Raw genomic sequence first — 24,297 nt, forward strand, 5'->3', positions numbered from 1 at the left:
ATATCCATCATGTTATCTATGTGTTATTTCCTGGTGAAAAATGTAACCAAGCGATCTCCAGCCATCTGGAGAATTTGCACAAGAATGATCATCGACACTACGGATATAATCATGATTTCATTTTGATAACGGAAGTATCCATAGTTAATTGCCAGTGTTCCAAGACCTCCACCACCAACCATGCCCGCCATCGCCGTATAAGAGACAAGTGTAACGATGGTGATCGTTATACCAGCAAGCAGTCCAGGCAGTGCCTCAGGCAGTAACACCCGTCTTACAATCTGTCCGGTCGATGCACCCATCGACTGTGCCGCTTCAATGACACCCCGATCAACTTCTCGCAACGTCGTCTCCACCAAACGAGCAAAATAAGGAGCTGCTGAAATAACCAAAGGAGGTATAACACCGAGCACCCCCGTAGCTGTACCAACGAGTATACGAGTGAATGGAATAAGAGCAACAATCAATATGATAAATGGGACTGAGCGCAAAATATTCACAATCAGGGATAGTATAGTGTACACTGCCCGTGACTTAATCGAAGCAGATCGGGCTGTCATGAACAGCAGAACTCCGAGCGGTAAACCTAAGATAACGGTAAACAAGCCTGATACACCCAAAATTTGCAGTGTCTCAATGGAGGCTTTACCAACCTCTTCCCAGCGAACTGTTGAAAAATCCATCTAACGAAGCACCTCCACATCAAGTCCCTCAGCGGTTAATTCTGATATCGTCCGATCAATCGCATTTGAATCACCCTCGAACCGAACGGTCAGCTGCCCATAAGGAACCTGTTTGATCGTAGAGATTGTACCTTGCAGGATGGCAAAATCCACGCCTGTCTTACGTACTGTTCTAGACAAAATCGCTTCATACGTTTTGTTACCCAGAAAGGATATCTTCACAAGTTTGGAAGCAGCACCTGCCTGCAATTCAACGCCTGCATTTGCCAGAGCGGTCTCTTCCAGAGCAAGTCCAGCTTCATGGTCACGCATCATGAAGTCCCGCGTAATCGCATGCTGCGGCTTCAAGAACACGTCTGTTACAGGTCCTTGTTCCACAATGCCACCTTGATGAATGACAGCCACCTTGTCACAGATGTTCTGAATGACATGCATCTCATGTGTGATCAGCACAATCGTAAGGTTGTACTTTTCATTAATGTCGAGCAATAACTTCAGGATTGAATTTGTCGTCTGCGGATCAAGTGCCGAAGTAGCCTCATCACAGAGAAGTACATTTGGATCACTTGCAAGTGCTCTCGCAATCCCTACACGTTGTTTCTGTCCACCCGATAATTGAGCCGGATATTTGCTGCTATGGTGCTCCAGACCAACCAGTGCGAGCATTTCCTTCACTTTGCGATCAATGGCTTCCTTGGGTGTATTCACAAGCTTTAGTGGAAAAGCTACATTGTCATATACCGTTGCCGAAGATAACAGATTAAAGTGTTGAAAAATCATCCCGATCTTGCGTCTCTGTTGCTGCAATTCGGTTTTGCTCAGTTCAGTCAAGTTGATTCCGTCGACCCATACCTCACCCTCCGTAGGCCGTTCCAGCAAATTAATGCAGCGAATCAATGTGCTTTTGCCCGCTCCAGAATGGCCAATCACACCGTAGATTTCACCCTTTTGGATGCTCAAATTCAGCTCGGATAACGCTGTTGTAGATTTTTTCCCTTTGCCGTACGTTTTCGTTAAACCTTTTAATTCAATCAATCGCACTTGCCCCTTTCCAACCACCTACATGTATCTTTACCCGATCTAAAGGAAAACTCCCCCTAAAGTACAAAAAAAGAGCCCTTTGCAGATACAAAGAGGGCTCTTCACGTGAAAGAATATACCTTCTCATCTGCCAAAATCGTGTCTTGCACCATTTTGTAGGAATTAGCACCTAACATCTATAACGCGAATGATACATGTATCATGTCGTTACAAATCGGTTGCCGGGCTTCATCGGGCCTGTCCCTCCGCCGCTCTCGATAAGAAATATGTTGTTGTAGGATTTTATAAGTTCATGTAGTTTATGCTTTATAATGTGAACGTAACTTTTGAAATATCAATTATATCCGTGTAACATTCGATTGAAACTCAGTATATTCCAAGTATTCCGATTTGTCAAAGGGAATTATTTCTTTTCCATATTTTGTTGATATAACTATAAGAGGCTGTTAACGTTTCACAGACCATATCGACGCCCTGACGCATTTCCTGCACATGCTGATTCAGATCCTCCAATTTCACTTTACCTTGCAAGGTCTGATGTAACTGCCACAGGTCATCGTGCATTTCTGAGTTCATGTAGTGAATTTCCATATTACGTCGTTTGCGCAGCTTGCTCATCGGTTCACGATAAGAGTCCTTGATCTGTATTAATAGCAACGCAAGATCATGATGTTCCCTCGCATAGTCGAACTGCCTTAACACAGTAAAATAAGAAAAATGCGCTTTGGTATTTGAAGTATTCAACTGGAATATTTCATTTAATACCGTTCCAACTTTATCCAGAATGGCAAAGCAGCGGATAAAGCCATCTTTGTAGAAATACACATACCGAGCATACTCGGCTTTTTCAGTCGGCGTCATATCATCCGTTGAACCTGCAACGACCTTTTTGCGAAAATGAGCAGCAGCGAAACAGCTTTGCTCCAGTTCATCCAGTGAGGAGATGAGTCCCTGAGTCCACACATACAGCTTCCGATAGTCATGCGTGGGATCATGGTCCACATGCATTTGTCGCTGAAATAGCTCAAGCGTATGCGCCATTGCGTCCATCGCTGCCTTCAATTTACCTTCGTTTATACGTGGCTTTTCCCCCAACAACGTTCGCAGCATATCTAACCTCCTCTTTTCCAAATCAACAAGAATTCATCACCGTAAACGTAACACATCATCCATTCCGTGTAATTGCTGCTTGCCATAGGTTGCCCTGATCCCCTTGACATCAAACAAAGTCCACCTGTCCAATGATGTACATCACTGGATGGTGGACTTTCATATTTAGGCCAAGTAACTTTAAAAAAGAATGGATCTATATCTTAGAAACGATTAGCCGGGCGATGCAGCTTGTACACCAGGAAACTCATATACGTTAAGACTCCGAACAATATGGCGATATCCAGCATATGAGCAAGAGCTACGAACATGTATACTTCCGGACGGTTCATTGTCACCATCATGAAAATACCAATGACTACTTGCATCAGAATAAGAACAACGGATACCACACCCAGAGTACGCATTTCCTTGTTGTCCGGATGATTACGGTAAGCGAAGTGACCCAGGATTGCGATAACAATCACGAGCGAAGCTGCTGCTGCACGATGAGCAAAAGCAACCGCTACCCCACCCGAAAGCTCAGGAATAATCTGCCCGTTACAGAGTGGAAATCCGGAACAACCGCCGGCAGAATCCGTGTGACTCACAAATGCACCCGTGTATACCACGAGATATGTGTAAATGGTGGAGAACCAGACCAGATTCCTGAATTTTTTGCTAACCCGAGGGTATTTATTCAGGCGCTCCAATCCGCCATCTTTGGCCTCCTGCCTGATGCCCAGCGCCATCATTAGGGAACTGGCAAAAGCAATCAGTGCAAAACCAAAATGCAGTGCCATGACTGCTGAAGATTGGGAGAAGACGACGGCAAAAGCTCCCATGATTCCCTGGACTATAACAAATACCAGGGTTAAGAAAGAGAACAATTGCAGGTCACGGCGTGACTTGCCGAACCGCAGAAAAGCCACAAAAGAGGCAATGGACAACAGTCCAGCCAGTGCACTTACAGCGCGATGGGAATATTCAATGAGTGAAGCCACAGTATGTGCGGGAACGAGTTTTCCGTTACATAAAGGCCATTCTGTTCCACAGCCAAGGCCTGATTCCGTTTTGGTTACGATGCCTCCACCAAAAGTGGCCAGAAACATGACAAGACAGGTTAATACGGTTAACCATTTAAACAAAGTTAAGTGTTTCAATTTTTTCTCACCCGCTGTTGGTTTAAGATGGCGAAGAATATTCTCCGCTTGTTTCGGTACTTTGACACTTATTTCACAACTAAATTCATTATAACGGATAAAATGTTCATTGACGTCGCGCTTTGTGACAAAATGTTAACGTCTGGTGAAATAATGACCGGCAGGTCATTGGGGATATGTACATAAACGTTTCTTATGTAGAACGTGTCGAACACACAAACGCCATTTCCCTATTTCAAGAGAAATGGCGTTCTTTTTATTATACCCTTTTACAACATGAACCTGTCATACTTTTATTATCATTTATGAATCGTGTTGTACACTTCAACTGCTCGATCTAAGAACTGCTCAATCTCTTCTCTCGACTTGCGCAGCTTGTTCACATACCGTACGAGTTCGCGGCCATCTGTATACGCCACAAAGCTTGGAATGCCCAGAATATTCTGTTCTTCACTAACCGTCCCAACCTGATCCACGTCGACCTCAATCAAGGTCAGTTCACGTGCATATTTCTCTTCAACCTCAGGCATAAACGGATCGATGTATTTGCAGTCACCACACCAGTCTGCCTTGAATACGGCAATTGTCAAACGTGGGGATTGGATGGCTACATCAAAAGCCGGTTTGGAAGTAATCTGTTCCATTCGGTTCATCTCCCTTTCTGTACCTTGTCTTACCCTAAGTGAAGCAAATTGGCGAGTGGAAGTCAAATAATCAGCGCATACTTAGAATAACCACATGGTCTGTGAAAATAAACCCAGAACATCATGAAAGGATGTCACATCATGACTTCCACCAGAACCGATTCTTCCAGCGAACAACATCACGGGTCCCTCCTGCAGATGGTCCGTTCCATTCCGGGTGCTGCCCGGGAAATCTGGCGTGGCAAACAGGCTGCATGGCAAGCTTCTGCACAGCTTCGTCACCCTTTGCGTGACATCGAGTGGGATACCGATACGGCAGCTGCCTTACAGTCTGAGGTGGAGCGTTTGTTACCTGCCAGCGGCAAGTCTTTTGCACGCACGGACCAGGTTCAAAGCGCACTCGTCTGCGAAGAAGATTGCATCATTCTGGAAGAGATTAAGACACTGACTCAGGAGCACAATCGGAGTAATATCACCCGCACGGCAGCCTATCTGGAATGTTATGAGCAATGTCCCGAACTGCATTGGGCACTGCTGGCCCATATGGTCTCTCGCAACGGCGGATATCACATGACAGATCTTCAGAGTGACTTAATGCATAATCTACAGAATCAAAGCGATCGCGAGCATATGTATCGGCTGCTGGAGCGGTGCAATGCACTCATTTTCCAGGATGCATATCCCCAGCTTCTGCTGTATATGAACAGTCGCCGGATCGGAAGAAGCTGTTTCCATCTCTTGTCGCACTTTCACGTGTCGGCGTTTATGACGCCGTTTTGGGAACGCTTTTGGCTGGAACGATGCAGTTCACTGCTAAGTGTGGCATTAATTATTAATGAGCAGAACTATATCGAGAGCCGGGTGGTGCAGCATCCTTATTTTCAAAAAGAGGTCCTCTCCAAACCCGCATTCCATCTGCATAATCTGGCAGGTCTGAATCATATCGTCTTCCCTCTTGGACGGGGAGCAGGACTCGCAGGACGCGTCATTGAACATTTTGGCAAACTGGATGAGCGAATCATGTTTGGCAAAGGGCTATATGCCCTGTTGTTTGGCGTGGAGAAAGTACACATACAAGTGTTGGAGTTCGCACGTTCGGTTCCCCATCGTGGCTCGCGCGCTGAATATTGGCCTGACCTGTTTACCAATCGTGAAGACGAGGCGGGTGAACATACATTATTCGCTCAGGCGTTACTGGATGAAGAATGGCTTCCAGAAGGGAAACGATTATATAGTCCAGAACTACTTTCCGTATGGGGGGACACGCCTTATGAACCGATCACCAGACATGACTGGCTTCAGACTCGGGATAGTCTCGGTTACCTGACGGCACCACGTCGGCCATGGCTGTTTGAGATGAGTCACGAACACCGGTATGGCATGCTGAAAACGGCACTGGCTCATGATGCTAAAGCCATCACACACTAATGTTGAAGATTATATGGAACATGCTAATCCACATCATACATGCGAATACCCGAAGTACAGCTAATTTAGGCTTGCTTGCTTAATGCTCAACCCACTCGGCCTAAGCTTTGCCTGAACTAAACAAAAAGCCCTGTCCGCTTCAATAGCAGACAGAGCTTGTACCCTATTCAAAAAAAATTCTGGAGCATGGATGATGCTTTTTGCATTTTTACCCTCTTTGCCCAGCTCCACGTTGAAGACGCATAAGTGGACGAAGAATTTTTTGCAGAATACGAGGGTAACTGCCCAGCTCGTCCTTGCGCAGTACACGCAGCACAACCATGAGAACCAGATACACCACCACAACAAGCATACCAACCACAAGGCAGGTAAACAAGAAGGATACACGCGCTGGCAGGAACAGTCCAAAGATCATATTCCCAATCCAGTTCGTTGCAAATCCTACACCTGCTGCAAGCAACACTGTAATGATAAATCCTTTCCAACGATCTCCCATGATGGAGAAATCAACGATTTTGCGAAGGACCCGCAGATTCAGGTACGTGATGACCAGGAAACAAAGGGCTGTTGCAATAATGATACCGTAAATGCCAAAGATCGGCGCCAGAATCAGACTTGCGATCAGTTTGATCACAACACCTGCTGCGACACTGATCATCGTAATCCGCGGTTTCCCTACCCCGAGTAAAATGGAGTTGGTGGTCATCATCGTAATCTGGAAAATGGTACCGAATGTTAACAAGGCAATGATCGGCGTTCCATCCAGATTGGTAAACAGCAATCCGTTGACCGAATACGCTGCCGCACAAAGTGCAATGACAATCGGCATACCTGTCAGAATCGAAATGCGCAACGCGAGTGTAACCTGACTCTTCAGATGCGCTTCATCCTTGCGGGCAAATGCTGCCGATATGACAGGCACCAATGATTGACTCAAAGCTATTGCCAGAATCGGAGGAATCCCCGCAATACTTTGGGCTTTCGCCCCCAGGATCGCAAGGACGCCTGTCGCTTCTTCGAGCCCGATCTGGCCACTAAGCAGTGGTACCACAAGGGATGAATCGATGAAGTTAATGGCTGGAACCGCAAGTGAAGACAGCACAATTGGAATAGACAGCTTGAAGATATCACTGTAGATACCTCGCATCGGTAACTGCTCTGCACGCTCGTAATTCAATTGGGCCGCACGGTCGCTACGACGCAGCTTCAAGGTGAAGTACAGCATGACACCGAAGGCACCCACACTTCCTAATACCCCACCAAATGAAGCACCCGCAGCAATCGTTTGGTCATCATAATTCCATTGCAGCATGACATAAGCCACGATAACGGCTGTACCTACACGGGCGAACTGTTCCACGATCTGTGAAATACCGCCTGCTGTCATGTTGCCGCGTCCCTGGAAATATCCTCGCATCATTGCAATGGCCGGGAAGAGCAGCAAGGCTGGAGCCAAGGCGCGAATGGCGCTGACTGACTCCGGTACTTTGGAGACATACGTGGCATAATAAGGTGCCGCGATCCACAATAAAGCGGACATGACTACCCCGGCCACAGCTGCAAAGATCAGGGCTGCACGGTAGATCTGTTGAGCTTCACCCGCGCGTCCGAGCGCATAGCGTTCCGATACCATTTTACTAAGTGTACTCGGTATGCCCGCCGTTGCTACAGTTAACAGCATTAAATATACCGTATTGGAGATCGTAAACGATGCGTTACCGATATCGCCGAGGATATGCTCCAGCGGCACCCGTTGAACCAATCCGAGTACTCTTGCGATCAGCGCAGCGGCCGCCAGAATGAGCGTACCCCTAATGAATGTTTCTTTCTTAGACAAACGAATTCCCCTTCTTTCCTCCACACCGGACGTGCATCCCGTTGAAGCTAATCCTGAACGTTTAGGCGAATCTTACCACCCAGATAATAAAGAGAACAATCATGACGATTTGCAAAATAATTTTCATCACAGTACTCGTAAATAGCCCCACAACGGAACCAAATCCAACTTTTGACGCTTTGGAAGGTGAAGACCCTCCGATCAGTTCCCCGATAAAAGCACCGATAAATGGTCCCAGCACCAGTCCGAATGCCGGAATGACAAATGGCCCAATGATAACACCAATAGTACTCAGCGTTGTTGATAACTTGGAGCCACCGAACTTCTTCACGCCCCAAGCGCTGACGACATAATCAGCCACAAACAACACAACAACAATCAGAATCTGAATGATCCAGAACCACACACCAAACGGATCAAAGCTGAAGAACCAGCCGTAGACCAGAAATGCGAAGAAAATCGCTACAGCACCAGGCAGTATGGGATATACCGTTCCAGCCATCCCCACTGCAAACAGCAGTACAATTAAAATCCAGGCAACGGTTGCGAGCAAAGGTTACTCCCCCTTCAAAATATGTTCACGGATCACTTCGACGATGCCGTCTTCATTGTTACTCGCTACGATCAGATCAGCCGCTTCCTTCACCTGCTCCTGCGCATTGCCCATAGCCACACCAAGACCCACGGCCTCAATGACAGCCAGATCATTCAAACTGTCTCCGACAGCAACAACTTCGGACATCTCGATGCCCAGCAGCTTGCAGACTTCGGCTACACCACTGGCTTTGGATACGCCAGCAGGGTTGATCTCAATATTAACGGGTGAAGAATTCGTCATTTGCAGACCACCCATTTGTTGCAGTTCCATCATGATCTGGTGACGGACTTCATCCACTTCGGTATTGAAGCCGAATTTCAACCATTCCAGACCTTCAATATTGTCCGTCCAGCGGTCACGATTGAAGAGTTCTTCCACGGAGTATGCCCAGTACCAGCTGTTATATTTCTCACCGATCTCCTGCATTTTGCGAATCAATGCCGGGTCCATCAGATGACGCATATGCAGATCATGCGGTGCTCTCCAGACCTCACTACCGTTAACGGTAACCATCGGTGTCTCAAGCCCAAGCTGGACCGCATAAGGCATCGCGTGGAATACGGCTCTTCCCGTGGAAAGGCACACATGCACACCACGACGAATGGCAATCTGAATCCACTTGGCGGTCTCCTGTGTAATTTCATGATTATCGTTAAGTAATGTTCCATCCATATCCAATGCAAGCAATTTGTATTTCAGTTCACTCATACAGTAGTTCCTCCTAGGTTGTCTCTCTCCAAGTTGAACTCATGGATATCCATTCAGGCACTACGCGGGCAGAAAACCTTTCGAGTCGTAGTATCTTTGTTTTAGAATTACCTTTTTCTTTAGTGTATTGAGATTATACGAGGTAATCGTTACGTGTACGGATCGTCTTCCGATCGCTGTTGTCTCCGAATTTTCTAGATTCTCTCTTCTTAAAGGTTAGAAATTCGGAGACAAAGGCGAACGCTATCGCTTCTTCAGATCGATTCCGTACCCTTCACTACATCACCTTTGTATTTAGAGCTCATAACACCTAACATCAAGAAGGAAATTCATAAACAAATTTCCCTTCTCTAGGTCCTTTCTGCCCTTTACGTTCCACAATGGTTCTCCAGTTCAACTAAAAGGTTCTCTTTATCTATTTTAAACATTCTCTCACAACAAGATCGCCCGGCATCTGTAAAAACGGACGCTCCGGACGTCACAGCTAACGACATTTTACCACAGATCATCTGTATGCAACAAAATAACCCGTAATCGGCAGGATGACGCTACATTATCATTTTATATTGCATATCTATAATTAGACTCCCCTGCAAAAAGAATAAGACAAGCCACGCAAAAACCGTCTGCAATGCAGACGGCTTCTTGTAATTTTGTTTATTCACCTGTTATTCACTTAAACTTCAATTACCGTGCCGCGAATTTGCGACGAGCGTAACGGAATACGATGCCATGTTTCGGTGACAGCAACAGTGCAAGAACAAACAAAATCCCAGCAACAGCTACCATGCAGCCCGCAATGGAAGCATCCAGGGCGTATGCCATGATGTAACCTCCAACCGAGGATGCTGCTCCGATCAGGACGGCATACAGTATCATTTTGCCCAGACGATCTGTGAGCAGGTAAGCCGTTGCCGCAGGTACAATCAGCATGCCCACAACGAGAATCGAACCAACACTCTCAAATGAAGCTACGGACGTCATCGAAACGAGTCCCATGAGCAGATAGTGGAACAGCACTACTGGAATGCCGCAGGCCGCAGCCAGCGCCGGATCGAAGGCACATAGCTTGAACTGTTTGTAGAACAACCCAATAACGACGAGGATGACTAGAAAAGTGATACCCAGCATCCAGACCGCCCTCGGCCCGACATCCGTACCTCCAAGGGTTAGTGTATCCCACTGTACATAAGCGATCTCACCAAACAAGACACAGTCCAGATCCAGATCAATATGCTGGGCGTTCAGACTAATCAGAATGACCCCTACGGCGAAGAGTGCTGTAAACACAATTCCGATCGAGGCATCCGACGAAAGTCCACCCGCCTGCAAACTCTGTATGAAGAACACCGTCAGTAGTCCAAACACCGTTGCGCCGAGCAGCATCCACAATGAATCTCTGGAACCACTCCACAGGAAAGCAATCGCAATACCAGGGAGAACCGCATGGCTGATCGCATCACCGACCAGAGCCATTCGCCGTAGAATCAGAAAACAACCGAGGATGGCGCAGGCGGAAGATACCAATACGGCCGTCAAGATAATCCAAAACGTTGCCATTACATCTCCCCCCGTTCCTGCTGATTTCGCTGTGTGGCGAGAGTCTGAAGTGTAGCCCGCTCTTCACGCATATACGCCGATTTTGCCTGAATACTACGAAACCGTCGAGCTAATAATCCACGACGCGGAGCCAGCAAGGCTGACCCGGCAAACAACACCGTAGCCGCAAGAACGGTTACAGGTCCTGTCGGCAGATTAGGTACAAGCGTACTGAAGATGGTCCCTGTTGCACCACTCAATGCACCAAATATGCCTGCCAATACCACCATCAGTGCAAGTGAGTCGGTCCAGCACCGTGCCGCTGCTGCTGGGGTTACCAGCAAGGCTGCAACAAGCACGACACCAACGGCTTGTATTCCGGCCACCACCGCGATTACCGTTAAGAGCAAAATGAGCTGCTCTAACATGGCAACTGGCAGTCCCATACCTCTTGCAAAGCCTGGGTCAAAACTCACCAGTTTGAATTCCTTGAACCAGGCAAGACAGGCAATCAGTAATACAAGACATACCCCACCCATGACATACACATCCGTCATGACCATGGATGCCGCCTGCCCAAACAAATATTTATCGAGTCCACTTTGACTTCCGCTCGCCCCATGCTGGATGCGCGTCAGCATCACTACACCAACCCCGAAAAAGACGGTCAGCACAATTCCCATCGCCGCATCCTGCTTGATTCGGGAGTAGCGCGTAATCCACGAGATTCCGAAGGTAGCGACAATGCCAGCCACCAGAGCACCGAACAGGAATAATCCGACCGACTTCGTTTCCGTCAACATAAATGCAATACAGATCCCAGGCAGAGCAGCATGAGCAAGGGTGTCCCCCATCAGGCTCTGTTTACGAAGAAAGGTGAAGGAGCCAATAATTCCGCTACTGAATCCTAACAACAGACAGCCAAGCAATATCCAACGTGTATTGGGGTCCGATAAGATGGCAACGATCCAGTTCCACATGCACTACACCTGGCCTTTCTCCGTCCGGCTTCCGATCATCGCAATCCGGCCTCCGTACGTCTCTTGCAGTGTATCCGGTACAAATACTTCACTTGTCGGTCCACCTGCCACCAGTCGTCCATTGAGCAGCAGCACATGGTCGAAGTATTCCTCGACTGTCGCCAGATCATGGTGAACAACCAGTACGGTCTTGCCTTGTTTCTTCAACTGTTCCAAAAGCGAAATGATCGCTTTCTCTGTGGTGGCATCCACACCTGCAAACGGCTCATCCATGAAATACAGATCTGCGTCTTGCACGAGTGCCCGCGCCAGAAAGACACGTTGCTGCTGCCCACCGGACAGCTGACTGATCTGGCGGTACATGTAATCGCCCATGCCGACTTGCTCCAGGCAGTGTGCCGCCAGGTCTCGCTCCTTTTTCCCCGGACGACGGAACCATCCTAGATGACCATACCGTCCCATCATCACCACATCGAGTGCATGCGTTGGAAAATCCCAGTCCACCGATTCCCGTTGGGGCACATAACCGATGCGGCGACGTTGTTCCCTGTACGATTGTCCGAAGATCCGTACCTCTCCATGCATCTTCGGCACCAGTCCTAGCACAGCTTTGATCAGTGTTGATTTCCCTGCACCATTTGGTCCAAGAATTCCGATGAGCTGTCCTTCCGGAATATCGAAGGATACACTGCTAAGCACCGGCTTTTTGTGATACGCAACAGCCAGATCCCTCACACTAAGAGGAGCCGATGTTGGCTGCGTTCCCTGCAAGTGACTATTGTTCAGTTTCGTAGGAGTTTGTTTCAATAAAGTTGTATCTTCCATAATCCTGTACTCCTCTCTTCATGTGATTCATTATTTCAGTGCTTCTACAATCGTCTCAACATTGTGGCGAATCATACCGATGTATGTGCCTTCTTCCGTTCCCTCAGCCCCCATGGCATCCGAAAACAGTTCTCCACCAATGCTGACCGTATGTCCTTTTTGAGCTGCTCCAGCAATGATGGCTTCCATCGCTTTTGCAGGTACACTCGATTCAACAAATACTGCTTTGATATGGTTATCTACGAGATAATCCCGCAGTTCGCTAACATCTTTTGCACCGTATTCGGCTGCTGTACTGATGCCCTGAAGCCCCATCACTTTCATGCCATAAGCCTGACCAAAATATCCAAATGCATCATGCGCCGTAACCAAAACCCGGCTTGCTTCCGGAATCTCCAGAATCTTCTCGCGCACCTCGGCATCCAGTGCTTCGAGCTTCGCCAGATATGCCTCTGCCTGAGCCTTGAATTCTTCCGCATGGTCCGGGTCCGCCTCCACGAGCGTATCGCGTACGGCTTCTGTCGCATGCATCCAGTGGCTGACGTTAAACCAGACGTGTGGATCATATTCGGTGCCGCCTGTATCTTTGCCTGAGTGCAACTCCTCGACTGGAATAGTCTCTGTAACGGCAGTAACCAGTTTGCTAGAGGACATTTTCTCCAAAATGTCTGTCATTTTGCCTTCGAGATGCAGTCCATTATAGAAAATGACTTTTGCTTGTTCCAGCTTGCGAATATCTCCTTGCGATGCCTTGTACAAGTGGGGGTCAACTCCCGGGCCCATTAGCCCGGTAACGTCAACATATGCCCCGCCTACCTCACGTGCTACGTCAGCGATCATTCCCGTTGTAGCGGTTACTTGCAGCTTGCCACCACTGCTCGTCTCTGCATCACTGGAACATGCCGTAAGTACAACAACCAGAACCAGAGCCGCTAGAGTAATGACCCCCCTCTGAATACTCCTCATTTTCACCATTAACAATTCAACCGACCCCTTTCCCTCTCCTAAAATACTTGTCTACATCTAATTTTGTTGTACAAGGTATTAAGTTTTAATCAAGACTAATAATGTTTCCCTTGTGCAAATTTTATCCGAAGCCAAAAAAAAAGGCAAGGGATTATTTCCCCTGCCTGTCCAAATTCATATATTGTTCACTTCATTAACCTGTTAGATGTGATGTAAAAGCGCTACATCTGCCGCATTTCTTTTACATTACTCGTTGTCTTTTCCTTCGTCTTTCTTACCTTTTGGCGTTCCATCGAGACCATACACTTCATCGTATGCATCGAAGATTTTCCGTGCAATCGGCGAGGCACTGACTGACCCGAACCCACCTTCCGGTACAACAACAGCAACAGCAAGCTTCGGATTATCTCGTGGTGCAAAGGCAATAAATACACCATTCTCTTTTTTGTTCGGTCCGGTCCCCTGCTCTGATGTTCCTGTTTTCCGAGCATAATCGTAAGGGAAACCGTCAAATGAACTTACTTTGGTAACCATTCCTTTGTGCACTTCATTCCAGTGCGCCTCGGCAAAATCAACTTCATTAAGCACCTTAGGTTTGATCTCTTTCACCACATTGCCGTCCGCGTCACGGATTTCCTTCACCAGATGTGGTTCCATCCGTTTGCCCTTATTGGCAAGCATGGTCGTGTATTGGGCGAGTTGCATCGTGGTGTACTTGGCTTGCTGTCCAAAGGAGGCAAATGCCAAACGTGTTAAAGCTGATTCATATTCATCCTTATTATATTCCAAAGTACCTAGGTATTCATTGGGTAAATCGATACCCGTAGACACACCCAATCCGAATTCTTTCATGTGTTCGTCCCATACTTTAACACCCTTAATCGAGCCATATTTGCTCAACAAACGTTTACCCACCATATCGATCATGAACGCATTGGACGATTTCTCGATCGCTTTTCTAGCGGTAATGGAACCATTATACGCAGAATGCGAGTTCCTCACTTGTCGTCCGTCTTTCCCCAGAATGGCATATCCCGGATCGTGATAGGTCTGTCCTGCTGTAAATAACCCCTCTTTCAATCCAATAAGTACACTTAACGGTTTGATTACCGATCCAAGAAGTACTACGGATTCCGCGCGACTAGGCTTGGCATCATTCGGTGGGAACGACTCAGTGGTTCCATTCCGGAACACAAATTTGATTTTGTCATAATCCCAATCGTTCGGATCATAATCCGGCATACTCGCCATAGCCACCACATTTCCCGTATCTACTTCCATGGCTACTGCGTATCCTGTAATTGCCTTGGGCAGTCTGCGCAATTCGTCCGTTATCGCCTCTTGTGCGGCCATCTGAATTTCCTTGTTAATGGTGGAAACCAGACTGTAACCTTTCTCTGGCGGAGTCTGTTTCATCGTGCCCTCTGGCAAATTACGTGAATTAATATCAATGGACTGGTAACCGCTACGTCCACGAAGCTCTTCCTGATACTGAAATTCCAAGCCATCAACTCCAACCTTTTCTTGTTGGGTATAGCGCAGTCCAGGATCACGTTCTGTTGCCTCCGCCTTGCTTATTTCTATATATTTTTTCAAGTTTTCCTGCTGACCTTTGAACTCTCTTGTATATCCAATCACCTGGACGGCAACTCCATCCGGATCATATTTTCGAATGTTTTCTTCCAGTACCATGGCACCTGGATACTCCGCCTTCTTCTCCATAAAATAAGCAATTTCTTTCGTGTTTAGATCCGACTTCACTAGGCGAGGGGTATACCCATGTGCCTTCTGAGATTTGAGATCCAATCGTTTGATGATCTCTTCCGCATCCGGCTGCTCTTTGTCCCCTGGATTAAACTGCTTAAACACAGCCGCCAGATCATGAGCCAGTTCCTCTGCTTCCTGTCTACGTTCATCATTCCGATAATCCTCATATAACAGCACATACAGGGACTGTACAGGTTCGGAATAAGCGAGCGCGACTTCCCCTGTCGCATCATAGATGGGACCACGAACAGGTGCGAGTGGAATGTCTTTGGTATTACGACTCGTTTCCATATACGTCAGTTCAGGACCCTCGACAAATTGCACAAAGGCTAATCTGAAAATAAGGATACTGAATATGACAAATGCCGCGAAAAAAAACAGATTCAGCCTTGCGGTGGAAGGCTTGTTGACGGGTGTATCTTCCTCAGTCATGGGTTTCTTCCTCAATCGGTTAAACATGTTATAAGCCTCTCCCGTTCATTTATAAAAATAAAATATTTAATCCGTCTTGTGAACGTGTTCAATCCTATATTTAATCCTTTCTCATACAAGTCTACCAAAGGTTAGCTGTCACGTCTTTCAATATTTGGTTACATTTTCGTAAACAGAACCGTTACACTACCCAATCTACCGATTTTAATGTAAACACTGACATATCAACGTTATCCCGTTCCCCAGATCGCGTTTACCCTTCCTTTATATAAACGTGGTTCAGCTCATATGGTTACATATTAATGCAACTAATTAGTTCACTCTTACGATCCATTCTCCACGTAAAAACAAAAAAGAGGACCCACGAAGGGTCCCCTCTGTAACCAATGCCTCACATTACTGTGTGCCTGATTCCGAATCTGAATCTTTATTTTTGTCCTTTTTCGGTACACCGTCGAGACCGAATTCCTCGTCATAGGCATCGAAGATCGCACGTGCAACCGGAGCCGCACTGCTCGATCCAAAGCCCCCTTCGGGGATAACCACAGCGACAGCAAGCTTTGGATTATTACGTGGTGCATAGGCGATAAATACACCGTTATCCACCAGTTTACCGCCTACTACCTGTGTCGATGTTCCTGTTTTTCTAGCAAAGTCATAAGGGAATCCACTAAATGCAGATACCTCGGTTGCCATGCCTCGTTGTACTTCATTCCAGTAGGCATCGTTAAACTCCACCGTGCTGAGTACCTTAGGTTTTACTTTCTCGACCACGTTGCCTTCAGAATCCCGGAACTCTCTAACCAGTTGTGGCTCCATCCGCTTTCCTTTGTTCGCCAGCATTGTCGTGTACTGTGCTAACTGCATGGTTGTGTATTTTCCCTGCTGTCCAAAGGAACCATACACGAGACGAGTCAGTGAGCTTTCCGTGTCGTTCATGTAATCCCGTATGCCCAGGAATTCATTCGGCAGATCAACCCCTGTAGATACCCCAAGGCCGAACTGCTTCATGTATTCATCCCATTTGTCAATTCCGGTCGCACCGTATTTTGAGTACATCTTCTTCCCAATCTCATCAATCATGAATACGTTCGAGGAATGACGAATCGCATCACGAGGATACATTGCACCATACACATGCCCTGATGAGTTCTGCACTCTGCGATTGTCCCCACCAAAGGTCGTTGAACCTCTATCCGAATAAACCGTATTGGTAGTGAAGAAACCTTCTTTCAAACCGATCAAGACACTAAGCGGTTTGATGGTGGAACCGAGTAGCACGATCGATTCAGCTCGCTTTTTAGAGTCATCCGGAGGGAATGAACGAATCGTACCATTTTGATACACATATTTGATATCATCATACTGATCATTGGTGATACTGCCTGTTCTCCAGATGTTGGTATCATAATCTGGCATACTGGCAGCAGATACGATTTTCCCGGTATCCACTTCCATCGCAACTGCAAATCCGGTCTTGGCATTTGGATGCAATCGACCGGAAACCTGATTCCGATGAAGCCAACTCAACTGATCCAGAATGGCCTGTTCTGTTTTCACCTGAACGTTTTTGTTAATGCTGGAAATCAGGTCGTACCCTTTCTGCGGAGGGGTAGAACCTGCTACACCTTCAGGTAAATTACGCAAATCAACATCAACGGATGTATATCCGCTTTTGCCGCGGAGAGCATCCTGATATTGCAGTTCCAGTCCATCAAAGCCTACAAATTCATTTTCCGTATACACCAGGCCCGGGTCCGTTTGCGTTTTATTGGCCTCGTCCACCTCTTTGTATTTGTCCAAGGACTTCGAACTTCTGAACTTCTTCAGATAACCGATGGTCTGAACCGCTACCGTATCCGGATCGTAGAAACGTACACTCTCTTCGACGATCTGAATACCTTTGAACTCGTCCTTGTGCTGTAGGAAATAAGCAACTTCTTCCTCGGACAGATCACTCTTGATCAGACGCGGCATAAAACCGTTCGCTTTGCGGGAGTTCAAGTCCATCTCTTCAATAATTTTCTCCACTGTAAGTGACTCTGAATCCTTCAGCTTGTACTGTTCAAATACATCATGCAACCGGGTTGCAATATCCTGTACTTCCCCTATGTTAGGACTCGGTTTCCCATCAACATCCCCATAGTTTTTATAAAGCGTCAGGTAGAGAGACTGAATGGGCTTGGAATAAGCCAGCTTCACTTCACCTGTGGAATCATAGATCGTGCCTCGCACAGGAGGAAGTGGTACATCCTTGGTAATGTTACTTGCTTCTTCCTGACTGAGTTCAGGCCCTTCCACAAATTGCAAAAAGGCCAAGCGTACAATAATAACGCTAAAAATAACAAAGGAAGCGAAGAAAAATACGTTCATTCGGTAACTGAAGCGCCGTTTGTCTGTAAGTTCATCCTTCTCATTGGAATGCTTTTTCATCCATCCTACCTCTTTCATGACTTGATGCATACCGCTCAAACAGATGCTTCGCGGCATGATAACTTGGCAACGTCGTCATATTCCGGACCCATGTCCGTTGTAATGTTAAGCTGACTGATCCTTTAGATGGGTGTCGGCAAAATTCGGAGGATTAAACCAGTCTCCACTGATCGCCCATGTCGGGTCAAGCGGAACCCAGCTCTCGGAATCACTCAAATAAACTTCATTCCACGCATGTGGACCGTACCCTCCCTGGCCGTTATAACCAAGTCCTGTAACAACTTTGACTTCAAGTCCTTGTGAACGGGCCATCACCGCATAGAGACGGGCATAATCAATACATACACCTTTACGCGTATCAAATGTATTCTGTGGGTTCTGTTCATGCCATATGCCCTTTTGCTCATAGTCATCCACTTTACCATAGTCATACTGAATACGTGAACCTACCCAGTCGTATAGCGCTCTTGCTTTGGCTTCATCTGTCGATTGACCTTTGACAACCTCTCTCGCGGCAGATTCAATGTCCGTCGGAATATTGTGGTCGATGACTTCATATTTGCGTTGCAGGATGCCGCCCAGTTCCTTCTGCACAGCCTGCGTGAATACGGGAAGCTTGTCCTTGATAAACGTGCCAGACAACGGTTCAATAACCGATTTGGCCCCTTGCATATAGATCGGAGATGCCTCCACATATCGGCTGAACATACTACCGGGATAAAGACTGACTATCATGAACAAAACCGCAATGACAATCATTCCGCGGACGGAGCCTATGATCGTGCCAATAAATGCACCAGTCAACCGACTAAACATACCTTTAGGCGCACTTTCCTCGGCTGACCCCTGCCTGCTGCTGAAAATAAATGAAGAAAGAAACCCGAGAATCAATCGGATGAGTCCATAGCTAAGTACAAATAAAACAGCGAACCGCATCAGCGGAAAATCTGCAATCGCCGTAACCAACGTATAATACATCTGTTCCCACCGGTTCAACTCACGGTTAGGCATGGCTGAAGCATACTCAGACAGCCACTGCTGTACATATGGTGCAAGCCACAACGTTAAACCGATCGACAACAGAATACCAATGACCGCCATAATGCCATCCATCAGGAACCCGAAGAGTCTGCCTGCTGAACGCGAAGCCCCTCTGGACCAACCCTGCAATAATGAAGCAGCCACAATCAGCAGCAGCATAATCGTGATGCCATTCAATTCCTTTAGGCTGTCCAGCCAATTCTGCAGCACGTACCGATTCCCCCTTTACTACGATGCTGGTGCTGTTTTGTTCTCCTGTGCCTGTTCGACAAACGTACGTATGGTTTCATTGTCGAGTTTCCATTCGCCAAGTGAAATTCCGCGGAAAGTAACATCAACTTTATCCGATTGAGTTCTGCCCTTAATCTCCACATTGGGACTTGTGATGGTGAACGCTCCATCCTGTCCTTTGACGTATTTTGCTTTGGAAGCCTCCTTCAGCATCATGCTGGTTGCTTCCTTCTTCAATGTGTCCATCGTACTGGATTGTACGTCTGTCACTGTCTGTTTGATCTGATCAATGGAGATGCCGCTGTATATCAGTAGAGCCGCAATAATGATGATGGCAATCGCCCATTTCAATACGGTTTTGACCACATTCAGAACAAAGAACAATATGATCAATGCAACCACGATCACCAGCCAGTTCTGCATCACAAACTCTTTGATTACTTCTATGTTCATGACTACACCTTCCGTATTAGAATTCATTCGTAACACTCCCGAATATTATACATGATTTCCGAAGCTGCTGTCAGCTAAGCCCTCTCCCTTAAAAATAAACGGTCTAAGTTCGTCCCGCCGGGCGTACAAGTAGTACCATGAGGTTCTGCCGGGCGAACGGGGAACACGTTCAATACCTGTAATTGGAACATGCATCGCTTAACAAGGAGGGGCTTATGTGAAAACGGCCATCTGGCTATACCTGTTTTTGTTCCTTGCCGTATTTGATTTGCACGCCCAGTATCCCATTCTGACCCCTTTTGCCATCTCGCTGGGAGCCGCCCCTACTTTCATTGGCTGGATGATGGGCATCTATTCCTTAACACATCTTCCTGGCAATCTGATTGCTGGAACACAAATCGATAAACATGGCAGTCGCCGCTACATTGTATTTAGTCTACTCGGTGCAGGATTCATCCTGCTCCTGCAAGCCTATGTCCAGACACCATGGCAACTGCTGGCGCTGCGTTCCATCAGCGGTTTTGTACTGGCCTTCCTGTCTCCTGCATGTCTCGCCCTGCTTGCACAGTTATCCAGCGATCCGGTGAAACAGGGGAAGTATATGTCGGGTCACGGGGTAGTACATACCCTCGCATCTGTGGTATCGCCAGCAGCCGGTGCGATCATTGTGGGTTCCATGGGATTCTCTGCTACATTCTCAGGATTGGGCTATCTGCTTATTCTCACAGGTGTCATTGCTTTCATGACCATGCCTCGTGGTATCGTCAAACAGCATGAGAAAGTAACGGTACCTGCCAAACTTGACGTTTCACCAGCAGATGCCACAAGTGCATTCCTGCCGGTGTCCTGGCGATACTTTGCCTTGCCTCTGGTGATTGCCTGTGCCCAAGGGATTCTCTTCTTCGAATTACCCCTGCGGGGCGGAGGACAATCGTCCATCATGTCTACCGGACTGCTGTTCTCTATTATAAGTATTGGGGCACTCTTCACACTCAGCATGTTATTTCTCAACCGGTATTCCCCCAAGCTGCGTCTGGTTGCTGGCGTGCTGTTAATGTCCTTGTGTTTTTTTGTGATGGCCGCCATTCCGCAAGTTCCGTTGTCCACCGTGTTATTTGTACTTGGGATGTCCAAAGGCATCATCTTTCCAGCTATGGCTACCCTATTTATCCGTCTGAGCGGAGGAAGCAAGTTGGGCCGCATTTTCTCGCTGCAATCCATTGCCACCTCCATCGGCTCTTTCATCGGCCCCATCACTGCCGGGCAACTCCGTGTAGGTTTATCACCCTATTTCATCGCGTTTCTTTTGTTAATGATTGGTATGCTGCTGCTTCCATACTATACATCCAGACGCGAAGCTTCCCTGTCCGATCCCAAAAGTATATTAAATTAGACCTGTATCAAGCTCTTCTTCCCTAACGTTATGACAACAATTAGGCCTGTATTTTCATTAGCTTTGCATCATTCCCCCATTTACAGCTAAACTATATAAAATGGACTAACGTTTTACACGTTGATAAAAGCTAACTGGGAAATTTATCTTTTACAATCACCGAAGGTTTTATCTTATTGAAGATCATTAAGGTTGAACAATTAGCCAAAAGTAGTGAAGGGAACGGAATCGATTTTGAAGAAGCGGTAGCGTTCGCCTTTGTCTCCAAATATTAACTTTATAAAAGTAAATCAGAAATATATGGAGACAACAGCGATCGGAAGAACGATCCGTAACCGGAACGGCCACTGCCAGCTATTACTGACCTAATGATGCACATGAGATAAGATTTCAGAGAATTGTCTTGATGGGTTGTTCTCTCCAGTTAGCAAACGTGTAAAGAAAGGAGTCCATTTTATATAATCAGTCGATTTTCGCTGCAACATTTCCCGGGGAATGTCGACATAAGCTCTCGAACAAGAGGTGAATATCATGCCTATTCATGTCATTGTGGAAGGTAAGAATGACCGAAGCAAACTGAAACGTCTGGTTGGACCCGAAATCAACATTCTATGTACGTTTGGAACACTTAATTCCCTCAAGTTGGAGACCCTGCGCAAGCAAGTCGGTTACGATGAAGTCTTTTTATTTATGGATAATGACAGTTCCGGCAAAAAAATTAGAGGTGTACTTCGGGATGCTTTCCCGGATGCAGTACAGATGTATACACGACGAGGATATGCGGGTGTGGAAGGAACACCTGATGAGTATATCATTGCCCAGCTGGAGAAAGCCGGGTTAGAGACATACATCCAATACCCTGAACATCCTTCCTATTAAAATGAAATACCAAAAGGCTGCCTTTGGGTTGATATCCAACCAGAAGGCAGCCTTTACAGTATGATGATCAGATAATTATTCCTTAATCAGATTGCGAATATCCTCGGCAATGACAGCTGGCACAACGTCCTCTGTATTAAATGCGTTATACACCTTGCGCAGCTGGTTGTTCTCATCCACCAGACCAATCATGTTCATATGGGCAAAATCATCCTTACTCTCCCCATCGATCAGGATCTGGAATGATTCCCTGGCCAACTGTTTGGTTTTGTCCATATCCCCTCGCAAGAAGTACCATCCGGAATAATCCGCGTGGAAGCGGTCCGCAAACGTCTTAATCTTTTCTCTTGTATCGACTTTCGGGTCGAATGAAATAGATACAAATGAGACATCTTTACCAAAGATGTCGTCCTCTTTCAACAGATCCTGCACCTGGGATAACGTAAAGGTCGTAATAGGGCAGACATCCGGACAACTGGTGAAATAAAAGTAGAACAATCGGACTTTCCCTTGAGTATCCTCCAGTGATACTGTACTGCCATCTACATTTTCCATAGAAAAGGATTGGATTTCACGAATCTCGGGTAATTTTTCCTTACTGGCAAATACAGTGCCCCACATCAGATACACAGCCATAATCAGTGCAAGCCCGAGCAGCATCCATGTCCATTTGTACTTTTTCAGCATCTTCCTCGTCCCTTCTGTATCTCCTCTTATGAATACGCATACATATGTGAATCCAAAATCACGTTCGTTTCGCTTTATCCATCTACTGTGACATATGTATTCAAAGAAACCTACTTTTTATGAGATTCTATATTATTGTAACGGTTTAAAGGAATAATGCCCATAAATATTTATGTAACATAACCGGCCGCGTATTCTCTGACGCAATTTCTCTCAGTGTCCGATATAAAGTTTATCATAGGAAATGCCAAAATAGTTTGACAAACTACGTACATTTATTGGGTATGGCACAGGAAATTGTCATAACTTTGAAATTAGGGATGTTTTGCATCCTGACAAACGGATATTATACACTATATATGGGTATCACCTAGATAGAGAAGTAATATGCCTTAGAACGATATACCACACAAAGGAGACGTTTATGGATACCTCTACACATTTTGTCATGGGGATTGGTCTAGCCGGTCTGGCTTATGTCGATCCTGTCGTCGCGGCGAGTCCCATGCTTGCAGCTGCGGTAATGGTTGGCACGATCGCCGGTTCCCAGGCCCCTGACATTGATACTGCGTTACGTCTCAAAAGCAATTCGCTTTACATTCGGAATCATCGGGGCTTGTCACACTCTCTGCCATTTCTCCTGTTATGGGTTTTGCTCATCACCGGCGTCATTGCACTGATATTCCCTGGTGTCCCTATTGGACACGTTGCCACCTGGACCGCTGTGGCCGTAGGCTTTCACGTATTCACCGATCTGTTCAACACCTATGGAACCCAAGCCGCCCGGCCTTTTACGGAACGCTGGATCGCCTGGAACATCATTCATATTTTTGATCCGTTTCTATTCACTACACATGTCATAGCTATCCTGTTATGGGCCTTTGATCTGATCGCCCCTGCACCACTCTTCGTTACGTTGTATAGTTTGACCGGTTTATATTATATATGGCGAACGATTGCTCGTGCACAAGCGGTCAGAAAAGTTAGACGTCTCGACAACAGCCCAGAGCAGGCAAGATACATCGTTATTCCAACGATATCTTGGAACCGCTGGCATGTGGTTAAACGGGTTGAGGACGGCAGTTATGTGATCGGTAAAATGGATGGTTCTAATCTGGTATGGAGTCTGCACGCCTCGTCTTCTACTCATGCGGCCGTTGCTGCTTCACGCAAATCACCGGAAGTCAGTGCCTTCCTCTATTTCACCTCCTATGCGGTGGCAGAGGTTGAAGAACTGCCTGCCGGTTACAAGGTCCGTTGGGCAGATGTACGTTATCGACACCGGAAACAATATCCATTTGTCGCTGTGATTGTGATGGATCGGAATTTTGAAACGATTGATACGTATGTAGGCTGGTTAAGCGATGAGAAAATGGATAAAAAACTTTTATCTGCACGCCCTTGACGAAGTGAGCATGGCAAGGCACAATCAGACATAGGAACTGATACGCGAGAAAGCCCGGAGCGTTTCCGCTCCGGG

General features: G+C 46.7%; 21 protein-coding genes and 1 riboswitch. Of the genes, 4 read left to right on the plus strand and 17 right to left on the minus strand.

The genetic code is table 11. From position 1 onward, the window contains the following. Positions 1 to 23 precede the first annotated feature (23 nt). The 5 genes from MHI12_RS24920 to MHI12_RS24940 all read right to left on the minus strand — a co-directional run bounded on the left by MHI12_RS24920 (position 24) and on the right by MHI12_RS24940 (position 4,620). Positions 24 to 683 (minus strand): methionine ABC transporter permease, encoded by a 660-nt coding sequence (locus tag MHI12_RS24920; protein ID WP_036673326.1) that lies wholly within the window; start codon positions 681 to 683, stop codon positions 24 to 26. Further along, a complete protein-coding gene (locus MHI12_RS24925; protein ID WP_340934490.1) occupies positions 684 to 1,718 on the minus strand; it encodes a methionine ABC transporter ATP-binding protein in 1,035 nt (344 codons plus the stop codon). A gap of 126 nt (positions 1,719 to 1,844) precedes the next feature. Further along, a riboswitch (SAM riboswitch) is annotated at positions 1,845 to 1,988 on the minus strand. A 129-nt stretch (positions 1,989 to 2,117) separates the two neighbouring features. Then, a complete protein-coding gene (locus MHI12_RS24930; protein WP_340028399.1) occupies positions 2,118 to 2,834 on the minus strand; it encodes a Cthe_2314 family HEPN domain-containing protein in 717 nt (238 codons plus the stop codon). A 203-nt stretch (positions 2,835 to 3,037) separates the two neighbouring features. Then, positions 3,038 to 3,976: a heme A synthase gene (locus MHI12_RS24935; protein WP_036605745.1), complete on the minus strand. Its 939-nt coding sequence runs from the start codon at positions 3,974 to 3,976 to the stop codon at positions 3,038 to 3,040. 299 nt (positions 3,977 to 4,275) lie between these two features. After that, a complete protein-coding gene (locus MHI12_RS24940) occupies positions 4,276 to 4,620 on the minus strand; it encodes a thioredoxin family protein (RefSeq protein ID WP_017692403.1) in 345 nt (114 codons plus the stop codon). A gap of 141 nt (positions 4,621 to 4,761) precedes the next feature. Here MHI12_RS24940 and MHI12_RS24945 point away from each other — a divergent pair, with 141 nt between their 5' ends. Continuing rightward, positions 4,762 to 6,048 carry a DUF2515 family protein gene (locus tag MHI12_RS24945; RefSeq protein WP_405170626.1) on the plus strand — a complete coding sequence of 429 codons (1,287 nt, stop codon included), beginning with the start codon at positions 4,762 to 4,764 and terminating at the stop codon, positions 6,046 to 6,048. Between the two features lie 208 nt (positions 6,049 to 6,256). On the opposite strand, the gene MHI12_RS24950 is transcribed toward MHI12_RS24945, so the two are convergent. The 11 genes from MHI12_RS24950 to MHI12_RS25000 form a co-directional block, all read right to left on the minus strand. Beyond that, positions 6,257 to 7,885 (minus strand): polysaccharide biosynthesis protein, encoded by a 1,629-nt coding sequence (locus MHI12_RS24950; protein WP_341008833.1) that lies wholly within the window; start codon positions 7,883 to 7,885, stop codon positions 6,257 to 6,259. A 61-nt stretch (positions 7,886 to 7,946) separates the two neighbouring features. After that, the gene (locus tag MHI12_RS24955; RefSeq protein ID WP_047841365.1) at positions 7,947 to 8,387 is read right to left on the minus strand and encodes a DUF456 domain-containing protein; all 441 of its coding nucleotides are present in this window, start codon (positions 8,385 to 8,387) and stop codon (positions 7,947 to 7,949) included. Positions 8,388 to 8,441: 54 nt separating this feature from the next. Beyond that, positions 8,442 to 9,191, minus strand: a complete 750-nt coding sequence (locus MHI12_RS24960; RefSeq protein ID WP_405170627.1) for a Cof-type HAD-IIB family hydrolase — start codon at positions 9,189 to 9,191, stop codon at positions 8,442 to 8,444. 687 nt (positions 9,192 to 9,878) lie between these two features. Then, positions 9,879 to 10,751, minus strand: a complete 873-nt coding sequence (locus tag MHI12_RS24965; protein WP_405170628.1) for a metal ABC transporter permease — start codon at positions 10,749 to 10,751, stop codon at positions 9,879 to 9,881. Then, positions 10,751 to 11,710, minus strand: a complete 960-nt coding sequence (locus tag MHI12_RS24970; RefSeq protein ID WP_405170629.1) for a metal ABC transporter permease — start codon at positions 11,708 to 11,710, stop codon at positions 10,751 to 10,753. Before MHI12_RS24970 ends, MHI12_RS24965 begins: the two co-directional genes overlap by 1 nt. Positions 11,711 to 11,713: 3 nt before the next feature. Continuing rightward, complete coding sequence (locus MHI12_RS24975) at positions 11,714 to 12,535, minus strand: metal ABC transporter ATP-binding protein (protein WP_235193917.1); 822 nt, start codon at positions 12,533 to 12,535, stop codon at positions 11,714 to 11,716. Between the two features lie 30 nt (positions 12,536 to 12,565). Continuing rightward, positions 12,566 to 13,510 (minus strand): metal ABC transporter solute-binding protein, Zn/Mn family, encoded by a 945-nt coding sequence (locus MHI12_RS24980; RefSeq protein WP_405173048.1) that lies wholly within the window; start codon positions 13,508 to 13,510, stop codon positions 12,566 to 12,568. 237 nt (positions 13,511 to 13,747) lie between these two features. Next, the gene (locus MHI12_RS24985; protein ID WP_405170630.1) at positions 13,748 to 15,727 is read right to left on the minus strand and encodes a peptidoglycan D,D-transpeptidase FtsI family protein; all 1,980 of its coding nucleotides are present in this window, start codon (positions 15,725 to 15,727) and stop codon (positions 13,748 to 13,750) included. Between the two features lie 369 nt (positions 15,728 to 16,096). Beyond that, a complete protein-coding gene (locus tag MHI12_RS24990; RefSeq protein WP_338588495.1) occupies positions 16,097 to 18,133 on the minus strand; it encodes a penicillin-binding transpeptidase domain-containing protein in 2,037 nt (678 codons plus the stop codon). 105 nt (positions 18,134 to 18,238) lie between these two features. Beyond that, entirely contained in the window at positions 18,239 to 19,333 is a 1,095-nt protein-coding gene (locus MHI12_RS24995; protein ID WP_405173049.1) for a transglutaminase domain-containing protein, read from the minus strand. A 69-nt stretch (positions 19,334 to 19,402) separates the two neighbouring features. After that, positions 19,403 to 19,885 (minus strand): ATPase, encoded by a 483-nt coding sequence (locus MHI12_RS25000; RefSeq protein ID WP_174806458.1) that lies wholly within the window; start codon positions 19,883 to 19,885, stop codon positions 19,403 to 19,405. A 190-nt stretch (positions 19,886 to 20,075) separates the two neighbouring features. On the opposite strand from MHI12_RS25000, the gene MHI12_RS25005 reads away from it, so the two are divergent. Continuing rightward, a complete protein-coding gene (locus tag MHI12_RS25005; RefSeq protein ID WP_405170631.1) occupies positions 20,076 to 21,251 on the plus strand; it encodes an MFS transporter in 1,176 nt (391 codons plus the stop codon). A gap of 531 nt (positions 21,252 to 21,782) precedes the next feature. Then, positions 21,783 to 22,130 carry a toprim domain-containing protein gene (locus MHI12_RS25010; RefSeq protein WP_036605733.1) on the plus strand — a complete coding sequence of 116 codons (348 nt, stop codon included), beginning with the start codon at positions 21,783 to 21,785 and terminating at the stop codon, positions 22,128 to 22,130. Between the two features lie 75 nt (positions 22,131 to 22,205). On the opposite strand, the gene MHI12_RS25015 is transcribed toward MHI12_RS25010, so the two are convergent. Continuing rightward, positions 22,206 to 22,817: an SCO family protein gene (locus MHI12_RS25015; RefSeq protein WP_405170632.1), complete on the minus strand. Its 612-nt coding sequence runs from the start codon at positions 22,815 to 22,817 to the stop codon at positions 22,206 to 22,208. A gap of 424 nt (positions 22,818 to 23,241) precedes the next feature. Between MHI12_RS25015 and MHI12_RS25020 the strand changes: the two genes are divergently transcribed. Further along, a complete protein-coding gene (locus tag MHI12_RS25020; RefSeq protein WP_036605731.1) occupies positions 23,242 to 24,222 on the plus strand; it encodes a metal-dependent hydrolase in 981 nt (326 codons plus the stop codon). Positions 24,223 to 24,297: the final 75 nt, after the last annotated feature.

The sequence above is a fragment of the Paenibacillus sp. FSL H8-0280 genome (assembly GCF_045040665.1).
In the GTDB taxonomy this organism is placed as follows: Bacteria; Bacillota; Bacilli; order Paenibacillales; family Paenibacillaceae; genus Paenibacillus; species Paenibacillus xylanexedens_A.